General features: G+C 40.5%; 10 protein-coding genes and 1 tRNA gene. 2 read left to right on the top strand and 9 right to left on the bottom strand.

All coding sequences use genetic code 11. The features are described from left to right. Positions 1-22: 22 nt before the first annotated feature. The 5 genes from BUC17_RS08845 to BUC17_RS08865 are packed head-to-tail and all read right to left on the bottom strand — an operon-like array spanning position 23 to position 7,043. Entirely contained in the window at positions 23-586 is a 564-nt protein-coding gene (locus BUC17_RS08845) for a c-type cytochrome (protein WP_073363469.1), read from the bottom strand. Positions 587-590: 4 nt separating this feature from the next. After that, entirely contained in the window at positions 591-1,118 is a 528-nt protein-coding gene (locus BUC17_RS08850) for a DUF3341 domain-containing protein (protein WP_073363471.1), read from the bottom strand. Positions 1,119-1,126: 8 nt separating this feature from the next. Continuing rightward, positions 1,127-2,539, bottom strand: a complete 1,413-nt coding sequence (nrfD, locus tag BUC17_RS08855) for an NrfD/PsrC family molybdoenzyme membrane anchor subunit (protein WP_073363472.1) — start codon at positions 2,537-2,539, stop codon at positions 1,127-1,129. Positions 2,540-2,572: 33 nt separating this feature from the next. Then, a complete protein-coding gene (locus tag BUC17_RS08860; RefSeq protein ID WP_073363474.1) occupies positions 2,573-5,653 on the bottom strand; it encodes a TAT-variant-translocated molybdopterin oxidoreductase in 3,081 nt (1,026 codons plus the stop codon). Positions 5,654-5,684: 31 nt separating this feature from the next. Further along, positions 5,685-7,043: a c-type cytochrome gene (locus tag BUC17_RS08865; RefSeq protein WP_073363475.1), complete on the bottom strand. Its 1,359-nt coding sequence runs from the start codon at positions 7,041-7,043 to the stop codon at positions 5,685-5,687. 214 nt (positions 7,044-7,257) lie between these two features. Here BUC17_RS08865 and BUC17_RS08870 point away from each other — a divergent pair, with 214 nt between their 5' ends. Then, positions 7,258-7,650, top strand: a complete 393-nt coding sequence (locus BUC17_RS08870; protein ID WP_073363477.1) for an SPOR domain-containing protein — start codon at positions 7,258-7,260, stop codon at positions 7,648-7,650. A 42-nt stretch (positions 7,651-7,692) separates the two neighbouring features. Here BUC17_RS08870 and infB read toward each other — a convergent pair whose 3' ends face one another. The 3 genes from infB to rimP are packed head-to-tail and all read right to left on the bottom strand — an operon-like array spanning position 7,693 to position 12,179. Further along, a complete protein-coding gene (gene infB / locus BUC17_RS08875) occupies positions 7,693-10,410 on the bottom strand; it encodes a translation initiation factor IF-2 (protein WP_073363478.1) in 2,718 nt (905 codons plus the stop codon). Between the two features lie 45 nt (positions 10,411-10,455). Next, on the bottom strand, positions 10,456-11,697 hold the full coding sequence (gene nusA, locus BUC17_RS08880) for a transcription termination factor NusA (RefSeq protein ID WP_073363480.1): 1,242 nt from the start codon (positions 11,695-11,697) through the stop codon (positions 10,456-10,458). 14 nt (positions 11,698-11,711) lie between these two features. Next, complete coding sequence (gene rimP, locus BUC17_RS08885) at positions 11,712-12,179, bottom strand: ribosome assembly cofactor RimP (protein WP_073363482.1); 468 nt, start codon at positions 12,177-12,179, stop codon at positions 11,712-11,714. Between the two features lie 168 nt (positions 12,180-12,347). On the opposite strand from rimP, the gene BUC17_RS08890 reads away from it, so the two are divergent. After that, complete coding sequence (locus tag BUC17_RS08890) at positions 12,348-13,172, top strand: universal stress protein (protein WP_073363483.1); 825 nt, start codon at positions 12,348-12,350, stop codon at positions 13,170-13,172. A gap of 71 nt (positions 13,173-13,243) precedes the next feature. Here the strand turns inward: BUC17_RS08890 and BUC17_RS08895 are convergent. Further along, positions 13,244-13,314 (bottom strand) — tRNA-Gln (locus BUC17_RS08895). Positions 13,315-13,346: the final 32 nt, after the last annotated feature.

Here is a 13,346-nt window from a genome sequence, read left to right on the forward strand (position 1 = left end):
TATTAATCTGATAATTCTACAATTATAATTTGCTTTTCAATTGCATCACATAATGCGATACCATCCAACGTTCCTCACGGTTCAACTGATTGGCATACGAACCCATAGAGTTCAAACCATACATCAATACGTGGTTCACGCTTCCTTCAGTGATTTGGCGATCCTTGTAATTTGGAACCCCGAGGTATTTGCCTTGCGTAACCAATTTCCCTTTACCGTCACCGGCCGTACCGTGACAAATAGCGCAGTAAATTACATACAATTCTTCTGCTTTTTTCATGTCAATTTTGTCGGCTGGAAAAGGATTAACTACCGCTTTAGAAGCTTCATACCCTTCTGTTGAATTCGGTAACTCATAAGGAACGTGACCTCTTTTGATGGTCCCATCGGGTGGAATCTGTCCCTCTTTACCGTTTTCACTTTTCGCATTTACTGAATTGAAAGCATCCGACTCAGCATAAGTTTCATAAGCCACCGATTCATACATGTTGGGCATGTATTGGTAATTCGGTGATTTATCGTCTTTACAAGCTGTGAATAAAGCTACAGCTCCAAACATCATGGCTATTTTTAAACTATTCTTCATGGTCTTAATGCTTTTCTATAACTTTAACTTCTACAGCACCTGTATTTTTGAAGAAAGCTATCATCGCTTCTTCATCACCAGAAACCGAAACTTCCATTAAAAAGTGATCGTCTGTAGTACGTACATCTGGATTTTCAGCTTTTTTGAAAGGCCATAAACGGCTTCTCATGTAAAAAGTAATTACCATCAAGTGAGCGGCAAAAAATACCGTCATTTCAAACATTACAGGAACGAAAGCCGGCATGTTTTGAAGGTAACTGAAACTTGGTTTTCCACCGATATCTTGAGGCCAATCATTAATCATGATATTCCACATCATCCAAGTGGCTACAGAAATACCAATACAACCATAAATGAATGCGCAAATCGCTAAACGTGTGGGAGCTAATCCCATCGCTTTATCCAAACCGTGCACCGGAAATGGAGTAAAAACTTCTTCAATATGATGATGTGCTTTACGGGTTTGCTTTACAGCATCCATCAATACATCGTCATCGTTATATAGTGCGTAAATAACTTTTGTACTGCTCATGACGTTTATTAATGATTATCTGAATGATGATTATGTCCTTCTTTTTCACGGGCTCTCTTGTAATTGTCACCAGAGGATTTCAAGATTGTTTTTACCTCCGCTTGTGCAATTACTGGGAATGAACGAGCATACAATAAGAACAATACAAAGAAGAATCCAATAGTTCCGATATAGATACCGATATCAACAAAAGTCGGTGAAAATTTCGTCCAAGAAGAAGGTAAATAGTCGCGGTGTAATGAAGTTACAATAATTACGAAACGTTCAAACCACATCCCAATATTTACGACAATCGAAATGATGAAGGAGAACATGATGCTTGTACGTAATTTTTTAAACCACATGACCTGAGGTGAAAACACGTTACACGTCATCATCAACCAATACGACCAAGCGTAAGGACCTGTTGCACGGTTTAAGAAAGCATATTGCTCATATTCAACTCCTGAATACCATGCCACAAACAACTCCGTGATGTAAGCAACCCCTACAATCGAACCAGTAATCATGATAATGATATTCATCAATTCAATATGTTGAAGGGTAATGTAAGCTTCTAGATTTGATACTTTACGCATGACAATTAATAGCGTATTTACCATCGCAAATCCTGAGAATACCGCACCTGCAACGAAGTACGGAGGGAAAATTGTAGTATGCCAACCTGGTACTACTGAAGTAGCAAAGTCAAAGGATACAATCGTGTGTACCGAAAGTACCAAAGGTGTTGCTAAACCTGCTAATACTAAAGAAACTTCTTCAAAACGTTGCCAATCTTTGGCGCGTCCGCTCCAACCAAAACTTAATATAGAATATACACGTTTTGAGAAAGGAGTTACAGCACGGTCACGAAGCATCGCAAAGTCAGGCAATAATCCAGTCCACCAAAACACCAAAGAAACGGATAGATAGGTTGAAATCGCAAATACGTCCCATAAAAGTGGGGAGTTGAAGTTGACCCACAAAGAACCAAATTGATTAGGTATTGGCAATACCCAGTAAGCTAACCAAGGTCTACCCATGTGAATAATTGGGAATAAACCTGCTTGAACTACCGAGAAAATGGTCATGGCTTCTGCAGAACGGTTAATCGCCATTCTCCATCGTTGACGGAAAAGTAAAAGTACGGCTGAAATTAAGGTTCCAGCGTGACCAATACCTACCCACCAAACGAAGTTGGTAATATCCCAAGCCCAACCTACGGTTTTGTTGAGACCCCAGGTTCCAATACCGGTAGAGATGGTATAGATGATACAGCCTATTCCCCAAAGGAACGCGGCCAATGCGATTGAAAAAACGGTCCACCATTGTTTGTTGGCTCTTCCTTCTACAGGAGCAGCAACATCAACAGTTACATCGTGATAAGTTTTATCACCTATAACTAATGGCTTTCTAATGGGTGCTTCGTAATGAGACGACATAATCCTATATAGTGTTTCTTATTAATTTATTGATTAAGTATTTCTAACTTTTACGTGGTAGAATACATTAGGTTTCGTACCCACATGCTCCAACAAATGGTACATACGGTTGCTTTCAGCCAATTGAGCTACTTCACTTTCCTTGTTGTTAACATCGCCAAACACCATAGCACCAGTGCTACAAGCTGCCGAACAAGCAGTCTCAAATTCATTAGCCTCCACAGGTCTTCCTTCACGTTTAGCTGTTAAAATGGTCAACTGAGTTTTTTGGATACACATTGAACATTTTTCCATCACCCCACGCGAACGAACATTCACATCTGGATTCACCACCATACGACCTAAATCATCATTCATGTGGAAATTAAATTCATCGTTATGGTTGTATAAGAACCAGTTGAAACGACGCACTTTATAAGGACAGTTGTTGGCACAATAACGAGTACCTACACAACGGTTGTATGCCATTTGGTTTTGACCTTGACGACCGTGAGAAGTTGCTGCAACAGGACAAACCGTTTCACATGGCGCGTGGTTACAGTGTTGACACATAATGGGTTGGAATACCACTTGAGGGTTGTCAGAAGGATTTTCTAATCGAGCAAAACCTGGCAAAGAAGCATCTGCTTGACCATCTCCTACTAAATAATTTCCTAATCCTAAACCATCGAAATTTTCTTTTTCTTCTGTATCTCCTAAGAATGTTTCATTATGAGAATAATAACGGTCAATACGCAACCAGTGCATATCACGGCTTCTTCTTACCTCTGACTTACCAACAACCGGTACATTGTTTTCAGCATGACATGCAATTACACACGCCCCACAACCTGTACAGCTGTTTAAGTCAATCGATAAATTGAAGTGGTGACCTATTGAACGGTCGAAAGATTCCCACAAATCTACTTTTGTAGCTTCCACTTCTTTGTGATCCAATGAAACCACTGGAACAGGATTCCAAATTTCAGCATCCTTCGTATTGAAAATCTCTAACGTTGTTTCTTTAACGATATCACCGCGACCCATTAGGGTTTTGTGCGACTGAACACAAGCAAATTCATGTTCTCCTGATTCAGCAGTAATTTCTACTGACTGAACATCATTAAAGTTTTTATATAAAGTATAGGCGTTAACCCCAACTTGCATTTCTTCTTTTAAAGCGGCTTTGCGTCCGTAACCAAACGCTAAACCTACTGTTCCCTTGGCTTGACCAGGTTGTACAATAACAGGAACATTCTTGAGTGTAGCGCCATTTACCGTTAACGTCACATAACTACCATTTAACCCTCCGTTAGCAACAATATTGTTACCTACTTTCAATGCGTCAGCATCGGCTTGCGAAAGCGTTAGATAGTTATCCCAAGACACTCGTGTAATCGGGTCAGGGAACTCTTGCAACCATGGGTTATTGGCTTGTTGACCGTCACCCATACCTGTTTTTGAATACAACACCAACTCGAATTTGGCACCTTTTGATGCGGCCAAAGCAGAGGCAGCAGCAGCATAGTCTGCAGTTCCGCCCGCTAAAACACCTCCACCATAAACCGTAAGGCCATCGTGTAGGGCTTGGTTCCAAGTTGAACTTCCTAAGAATCCTGCAGCACCAGCTTTGATATAATCATAGTAAGTACCCGCTACACCGTTCCAAGTCATTAAAGCTTCTTGGAATTGTTTCGTATTGAATAAAGGACGAATGGTAGGTTGCGTTAAAGAATAGGAACCTTTTGTCAACACATGATCATTCCATGATTCTAAATAGTGAGGAGCTGCCGCAGCAATTGTGGATTTTAAAGCCGTTTCGTCCTCGCGTTGAGTGAAACTTACAGAAAGTTTTACTTTGCCTAAAGCATTAGCAAAAGCTTCACCTTCAGCAAGAGTGTACACTGGATTTACACCACTCATGATTAAGGTGTGAACAGCGCCAGCAGCCATATCTTTTAACAATTGGGCCACTTGTGCGTTATTTCCTTTACGAACATAACGAACTCCTGCTTGTGCCAACGCTTCACTTTTTAACACCTGGTTAATCGCAAATACTAAAAGTTGTGCATTTTTATCTTGAATACCAGAAACTAAAAGACCTTTGGAACCTGCTTGCTTCAATTGCTCAGCAGCTTTAGCAATAACAGCATCGTGGGCTGTTTTTGCCGTTCCAATAGAGGAACCAGTTAAAGCATTATAAATTTTAACTAAAGCTAATTTTTGATCTGCAACAGACATCGGAACACGCTTGTCAGCAGCTGCTCCTGACAATGTCATGTTGGCTTCAAATTGGAAATGTTTAGACATCTTACCATTTTGAGGTACACGTCCTTGAGCATAGCTACTATCATAGCCACCACCTTGCCAATCGCCTAGGAAGTCAGCCCCAATGGAGACAATCATGGCCGCTTTTGAAAAGTCATAATCTGCAAGACCACGCTCACCATATACCGTTTCGAAAGCATCTAAAGCGGCAGACTCAGATATAGCGTCATATACAACGTGTTTAGCTGTTGGATTTTTCGCTATAAAATCGGCAATCAGACGCTCTGTAGAAGGACTAGCTAAAGTAGATGTCAACAATACAACTTGTTTTCCAGAGGCTTTTGCTTCGGCCAAAGAGGCTTTGACGCGCGCATTTACATCCGACCAAGAAGCATTTTTCCCTTCTATTTTCGGATTTTGCAAACGCAAACTATCGTACAAAGACAATACAGAGGCATGTGCTCGAGCGTTGGCGGCAAACTTGGCTCCAGTCAAACGGTTGTTTTCAACTTTAATAGGTCGACCCTCACGTGTTTTGATCAATAAGTTGGCAAAATCAAAACCATCAAACATAGTCGTAGCATAGTAATCCGCTACACCAGGAATGATTGTCTCTGGCTGCACTACATAAGGAATTGATTTATGCACAGGCCCTTCACACGCTGCTAAAGTTGCTGCAGCGGTAGAAAAACCAACATATTTTAAGAAATCACGACGGGAAGTTGATGAAGAAGATAAAGATTCGTCGGCTAAAAAAGCATCGGTTGGAATTTCTTCCACGAATTCATTATTTCTAAGCGTCTCAACAATAGAACTATTTTCGTTTAGTTCTTCAACACTTTTCCAGTATTTTTTGTTAGATGACATCGTATATAAATATTAGCTTCTTAATAATTGATTAATAGTGACACTTACCACATTCCAAACCACCCATATCAGCGATGGTTAGCTTTTCTTTTCCATATTTTTTGGAAAGTTCAGCATGGATTTTTTCATAGTAAGCGTTGCCTTCCATTTTCACCTCAGTCTCACGGTGACAGTTAATACACCAACCCATGGTTAAAGGCGCAAATTGCTTCTGAATCTCGTAGGTTTCTACCGGACCGTGACATTTTTGACATTCGATCCCCGCTACAGTAACGTGCTGCGAGTGATTGAAATAAGCAAAGTCAGGTAAATTGTGGATACGTACCCATTTTACTGGTTTCGTTTTGCCGGTATACGATTGGGTCGATTTATCCCAACCCACAGCATCATACAATTTTTGGATTTGAGCATCATAGAATGCTTTAGAATATTCTGCAGTAGCTGTAGTGTCAGACACTTCAGAAATATTCTTGTGGCAGTTCATACAAATATTTAAGGAAGGAATACCTCCGTTTTTACTAACACGGGCAGCCGAGTGACAATATTTACAATCGATTCCATTGCTTCCCGCGTGAATACGGTGCGAATAGTGAATCGGTTGAATTGGAGCATAGTCTTGGTCAACACCTATTTGCATTAAATATCCGTAGGCAAAATAACCACTGGCTAACAATAAAAATATCGAAGAAACTAAAACTAGGAATTGGTTTTGCGCAAAAGCTTTCCAAATAGAAAGGGGATTTGAAGTTCTAACAGGAATCTCAACGCCGTTAGATTTTGCAATTTTGGTTAAAACATTATTAACCAACAACAACATCACTACCAACATCAACATCACCAAAGCCAAAGCACCAAGAATCACTTCATTCGAAATACCTCCCTCTGCTCCACCGCCTCCTTGGCCTGCTGGACCTACAGCACCCGCTGCTGGAGCTGGAGCTTCTGGTTTTGGCTCGGAGGTGTACGCTAAAATGTTATCGATATCAGCATCGGTCAACTGTGGGAAAGCGGTCATTACTTTTTTGCCGTTTTCTTCAAAAACCTTTACAGCTTGCGCATCACCTGAGGCAATCAAAGCCGAACTGTTTTTAATCCACTTGTACAACCATGCTTTATCGTACTTGTTGGCTACCCCACGAAGCGCAGGACCTGTCATTGGCTTATCTAAGTTGTGACAAGCAGCACAGTTGGTGTTAAACAATTCCTTCCCTTTGGCCACATCACCACCTGCTGAAGCTGCTGGGGCTGCTGCCGCTGCATCTGCGGGGGCTGCTGCTGGAGCTGCTGGAGCTGGATCTTGAGCAAAAGTAGAGAGTGAAAACGTTAGCATTAATGCTAACCCGAAGGAATACATTTTTGAAATCGAATTATGGTTACCCACTTTTTTCATATTATTAATGATTATCGACGTTTTGGCATAGTTTTTTGAAGGTATTTCAAGAGGAAACTACACACTTTTTTAAAAACTTGAGCAAAAATACGATTTATGCCCTATTATCAAAACCTAAAAAGAATGTAAAATAACAATTTATAACAATTCTAAATAGTAAAAATTTAGCGTAAATAAAAGGATACTCTTACATTTGCATATAAATCAAAAGATTATGAAAATAAGGCTCCAAAAACCTATAAAAAAGTGGCTTTTTTTAGGGTTGTTTTTTTTAAATTTTAACATCCTTTTTAGCCAACAAGTTACGGTTGAACAAGACCCTAAATTTGAGCAGTTACTGGCTGAGAAAAGAAAAATAAATGCTGCAATTACGGTAAACAATCGCTATAAAATTCAGCTTTTTAGTGGCGCCAGTGAAGATGCAAAAAAAATGCTAGCATTGTTTCGCAAAGACAACAAACACTATGATGCCACCATCGTTTTTAGCACTCCTTTATATAAGGTTTGGGTAGGAAATTTTAAAAGCCGTATTGAAGCGGAAAGAAATCTTATGCTACTCAAAAAAAAATACCCTAACGCCTTGGTTGTAAAACCCAATAGAGCATAAAAAAAGCGGTTTAAAAACCGCTTTTTTATTTTTCACTTTCTATTATTTCAACTTTTTTCGAACTTCAACTTCGTGGTAAGCTTCGATGATATCATTGATTTGTATATCGTTGTAGTTCTTAATTTGAATACCACAATCATAGCCTTTAGACACTTCTTTTACGTCATCTTTAAAACGTTTTAAAGTTGAAAGTTCCCCCGTAAAAATCACCACACCTTCTCGAATCAATCGAATTTTCGAATTACGGAATATTTTACCATCGGTAACCATACATCCGGCAATGGTACCCACTTTGGATATTTTGAACGTTTCGCGAATTTCTGCATTCCCCGTGATTTCTTCTTTCATCTCGGGCGATAACATGCCTTCCATAGCATCTTTCAAATCATCGATTGCATCGTAAATAATCGAATAATTACGGATATCAATCTCTTCTTTTTCCGCCAACTGTTTGGCAGCTCCAGCGGGACGAACATTAAATCCGATGATGATCGCATCAGAAGCAGAGGCTAACATAACATCTGATTCTGTGATTGCTCCAACTCCTTTGTGTATGATATTGATTTGAATCTCTTCTGTTGATAATTTTGAGAACGAATCGGATAAAGCTTCTACGGAACCGTCTACGTCTCCTTTTAAAATCACGTTTAATTCTTTAAACTGACCTAGAGCAATACGACGTCCGATTTCGGCCAACGTAATATGCTTTTGCGTACGAACCGATTGTTCGCGTAAAAGTTGCGTGCGCTTGGCGGCAATTTGCTTCGCTTCGCGTTCATCTTCAAATACATTGAATTTATCCCCCGCGGTGGGTGCACCATCCAAACCTAGAATAGATACGGGTGTAGATGGACCTGCCACTTTAATACTGTGACCGCGCTCATCGTACATCGCTTTTACTTTTCCATGGTTTTTACCGGCCAATACATAATCGCCCACACGTAAGGTTCCTGCTTGTACCAAAATAGTTGTGACATAACCCCGACCTTTATCCAATTGCGCTTCTACAACGGTTCCGATGGCGGGTTTGTTGGGATTGGCTTTTAAATCTAAAATTTCAGCTTCCAAAAGCACTTTTTCCAACAACTCATTCACCCCTTGACCAAATTTAGCTGAGATTTCATGGGATTGGTATTTTCCACCCCAATCTTCAACCAACAAGTTCATTTGCGCCAATTGTTCTTTAATGCGTTCGGGATTGGCAGCAGGCTTATCTACCTTATTTATAGCAAAAATCATAGGAACCCCCGCTGCTTGGGCGTGACTGATGGCCTCTTTTGTTTGGGGCATGATATCGTCATCGGCAGCACACACGATAATGGCGACGTCGGTGACTTGAGCGCCTCGGGCACGCATAGCGGTAAAGGCCTCGTGACCGGGTGTATCTAAAAATGTAATTCGCTTGCCATTTTCTAAGGTTACCGAATAAGCCCCAATATGTTGCGTAATTCCTCCTGATTCTCCCGCAATGACATTGGTTTTACGAATGTTATCCAACAACGACGTTTTCCCGTGGTCAACGTGACCCATCACCGTAACTATAGGTGCTCGGGATTTCAAATCTTCTTCGCGGTCCTCTACTACTTTGATCGTTTCTTCAATTTCGGTAGAGATAAATTCCACTTCAAATCCGAATTCATCCGCCACAATAGTCAACGTTTCTGCATCAAGACGTTGGTTCATGGTCACCATGATTCCCAAAGACATACAGGTTCCAATCACTTTTGTAATCGGCACATCCATCATACTGGCAATCTCTCCTACTGTTACAAACTCGGTTACTTTAAGGATTTTGCTCCCTTCTTCCAACGCTTGTAATTCGTCTTCATTTCGTTGACGGTGCGTATCGCGTTTTTCTCGACGGTATTTGGCCGCTTTTGATTTATTCCCTTTACCTTGAAGACGCTCCAAGGTTTCTTTAATTTGATTTTTAACTTCTTCCTCCGTAGGTTCTACTTTTTGAACAACAGCAGGACGATTGCCTCCTTTTTGGAACCCCGGTTTGTTGCCAAACTTAGCATTGCCTCCTTTGTTGGCATTGCCTCCCGCGTTGGGATTTCCTCCTCCAGGTCGTGCATCGGGTTTGGCTTGAATACGTTTGCGCTTGTTTTTGCCTTCCCCTTCTTTGGCTCCCTCTTCTTTTTTCTTTTTGGGCTTTTCAAATTTGGTTAAGTCAATTTTCTCACCAGCTACAACCGGACCTGTCAACTTCGTATAAATCGTTTTGTACGTATCATCCTGTCCTTCAACAGAAGCTGGTGCGGGCGCTGGAGTAACTTCCTTGGAAGCTGCTACTTGAGGTTGTTCTTTCTCAACGGGAGCCGCCTCGACTGGTTTATCAACCACTTCTGGAGTTGGCGTTGGAGTCGGAGCAGGGGTTGCTTCTGGAGCTGGCTTGTTTTCTAAATCAATTTTGCCTACAGGCTTGGGGCCCGTAACTACAGCTTTAGCCTTAATTACTTCTTGACGCTGACGTTCTTCTTCTTGACGTTTTTTCTCTTCCAATTCACGTTCACGCTCTAAACGCAACGCCTCTTTTTCTTTGCGAATTTCTTCGCTAACGCCTTTGGACGCCTCTTTGTTTCCGCGATCTCCTGCAAATTGATTTTGAAGAATATCAAATTCACTGGCAGAAATTTTGGCATTTGGATTCGAATCAATGGAGATTCCTTTTTCTTTAAGGAAGTCCACGGCACGGTCCAGAGAAATATTTAATTCCCGTAAAACTTTGTTAATTCGTATATTTCTTTCGTCAGACATATAGTGTAATTAAGTTCTGTATTCTTTTGTAAATGTAGGTATTATTTAGTCTTCAAACTCCTCTTTTAGAATACGCATCACTTCAAGGATGGTTTCTTCTTCTAAATCGGTTCTTCGGGCTAAATCGGCTACATCTTGTTTGAGGATGCTTTTGGCCGTATCCAATCCGATTTTGGCAAACTCATCGATAATCCATCCATCGATTTCATCTGAGAATTCGGTCAATTCAACATCATCATCTTCGGTTGCGCTTCCTTCGCGAATAACATCCAATTCAAAGCCTGTCAACAAACTAGCCAATTTAATATTCTGTCCTCCACGACCAATCGCTTTGGAAACTTCTTCTAATTTTAAGAAAACTTCTGCCGACTTACGGGCTTCGTCCAACTTGATAGAAGATACTTTAGCTGGACTCAATGCTCTTGAAATCAACAAAGAAGGGTTGGTTGTAAAGTTAATTACGTCAATATTTTCGTTGCCTAACTCCCGAACAATGCCGTGGATACGAGATCCTTTCATTCCGACACATGCTCCTACTGGGTCAATGCGATCATCATAGGAATCTACCGCTACTTTGGCTTTCTCTCCAGGGATACGCACCACTTTTTTAATCATAATCAAGCCATCGAACACCTCTGGGATTTCTTGTTCAAATAATTTTTCCAAGAACTTTTCAGAAGTACGCGACATTACAATTTGTGGCTTATTGCCTTTGAGCTCAACACTTTCGATAATTCCTTTTACATTATCGCCTTTGCGGAAAAAGTCGGAAGGAATTTGTTTTTCTTTTGGCAATACAATTTCGTTACCATCATCATCCACCAAAATAACCACTTTGGGACGCACATGGTGTACCTCAGCCGTATAAATTTCACCGATAATATCTTTAAACTGCTTATACAAGTTGGTGTTATCGTGCTCGTGGATTTTTGAAATTAAATTTTGACGCAATGCCAAAATCGCACGACGACCTAAGTCAATCAACTTCACTTCTTCTGAAACATCTTCACCCACCTCAAAATCGGGTTCAATCTTGCGGGCTTCCGAAAGAGAAATCTGTGAATTAGAATCTTCAACATCACCATCGGCAACAACTACGCGATTTCTCCAGATTTCCATATCCCCTTTGTCGGGGTTGATAATGATATCAAAATTGTCATCAGAACCATATTTCTTTTTCAAAGCGTTACGAAAAACATCCTCAAGGATGGCCATTAAGGTAACACGATCGATTAATTTGTCATCTTTAAACTCAGAAAATGATTCTATTAATGCAAGATTTTCCATTATATAATGATTTATTAGAATTTTATTGTAACCACTGCTTCTTTGATTTGGGCGTAGGGAATCTCCATTACTTTTTGCACTGTTTCCTTCCCTTTTCCAATTTTCTTCGGCTCACGGGCTTCCCAAGAAAGTGTAATTTTCTCTTCATCAGCCGCCGCTAAAACCGCTTCAATCACTGTGCCTTCCGTTGTTTTTACAATCAACCAGCGCCCCACGTTGTTTTGGTATTGACGCACCAACTTTAAAGGCGATCCTACACCGGCCGACGCAACATCCAATGAAAAGTCGACTTCTTCCCGATCCAAATGATGTTCAATGGCGCGACTGATATCCATACAGTCTTGTAAGGTCACTCCATTATCCCCGTCCAAAGTTACACTAATTTTGTAACTATCTGAAATCGAAACATCTATTAAAAACAAGTGCGGCTTCTCGGCCAACCCTTGCTCCAACAACTGCATTACTTTTTCTTTGAAGGTCATCTTTTGTTATAAAAAGAGGGAAGCAGTGCTTCCCTCATTATGCATCATTCGTTAAACAACGGTGCAAATATAGGTTTTTTTTATTTTAGAAAAACAGCAAGGGTTGATATTTTTTTTGTACTTTTATACAAGCAAATAAATAAACAAAAACCATAATAATACCTCACAATGAAAAAAATTCTTATCCCAACGGATTTTTCTGAACACGCCGAATACGCCTTAAAAGTTGCTGCTCAAATCGCCCGCAAAAACAATGGTGAAATCATTTTATTACACATGTTGGAATTGCCTCACGAAGGAAGCGATGCAATTAGCAAAGGTCACGATATTCCCGAATTAATGTTTTTCAAAAATGCCGCAATCAACAAGCTTGAAGAAATTATGGACTCCCCTTATTTGGACGGAATCAATGTTTCGGAAGTAATTCAGTTTGAAATGGCTTTTGAAGGAATTTTAAACATCAGCCGTTTAAACAACGTAGACTTAATCGTAATGGGCTCCCATGGAGCGAGCGGCTACAAAGAAATGTTTATCGGTTCCAATGCGGAAAAAGTAGTGCGCAATGCCGAAGTACCCGTATTGATTATTAAAAAGGATATGGGAGAATTCAATGTTGACAAGTTTGTTTTCGCCTCAGACTTCTCTGAAGAGACTCGTCAACCCTTTACCAAAGCCGTAGAGTTTGCCAACAAGTTTGGCGCCACACTCCACTTGGTCATGATTAATACGCCCAACAACTTTAAGTCAACTTCTACCGCACAAGGTATCATCGATGGTTTTGTCCGTAATTTCCAAATCAACAATTACGTTACCCATATTTACAACGAAACCAATGTAGAAAAAGGAATTTTGAACTTTGCCAATAGTATTGATGCCGACCTGATCGGAATGAGTACACACGGTCGAAAAGGATTGGCGCACTTCTTTAACGGAAGTATTAGTGAAGACCTCGTCAACCACGCGCAACGCCCCGTTGTGACTTTTAAAATTTAAACATTCAAATGCCTGGTTCACCCAGGCTTTTTTGTAAAACAAAAAAACCCGACGTACTGTCGGGTTTTTTGTTGGTCTACAAGGATTCGAACCTTGAATGACTGAACCAAAATCAGTAGTGTTACCGTTACACCATAGACCAATATTGCGGGTGCAAATTTATGGCTTTTTTTT

Source organism: Flavobacterium fontis, from assembly GCF_900129405.1.
Lineage (GTDB): Bacteria > Bacteroidota > Bacteroidia > Flavobacteriales > Flavobacteriaceae > Flavobacterium > Flavobacterium fontis.

Coding starts and splice junctions, on each gene's coding strand:
- BUC17_RS08865 (WP_073363475.1), bottom strand. CDS start 7,043: ATGAAAAAAGTGGGTAACCATAATTCGATTTCAAAAATGTATTCCTTC.
- BUC17_RS08850 (WP_073363471.1), bottom strand. CDS start 1,118: ATGAGCAGTACAAAAGTTATTTACGCACTATATAACGATGACGATGTA.
- infB (WP_073363478.1), bottom strand. CDS start 10,410: ATGTCTGACGAAAGAAATATACGAATTAACAAAGTTTTACGGGAATTA.
- rimP (WP_073363482.1), bottom strand. CDS start 12,179: ATGACCTTCAAAGAAAAAGTAATGCAGTTGTTGGAGCAAGGGTTGGCC.
- BUC17_RS08870 (WP_073363477.1), top strand. CDS start 7,258: ATGAAAATAAGGCTCCAAAAACCTATAAAAAAGTGGCTTTTTTTAGGG.
- nrfD (WP_073363472.1), bottom strand. CDS start 2,539: ATGTCGTCTCATTACGAAGCACCCATTAGAAAGCCATTAGTTATAGGT.
- BUC17_RS08860 (WP_073363474.1), bottom strand. CDS start 5,653: ATGTCATCTAACAAAAAATACTGGAAAAGTGTTGAAGAACTAAACGAA.
- BUC17_RS08890 (WP_073363483.1), top strand. CDS start 12,348: ATGAAAAAAATTCTTATCCCAACGGATTTTTCTGAACACGCCGAATAC.
- BUC17_RS08845 (WP_073363469.1), bottom strand. CDS start 586: ATGAAGAATAGTTTAAAAATAGCCATGATGTTTGGAGCTGTAGCTTTA.
- nusA (WP_073363480.1), bottom strand. CDS start 11,697: ATGGAAAATCTTGCATTAATAGAATCATTTTCTGAGTTTAAAGATGAC.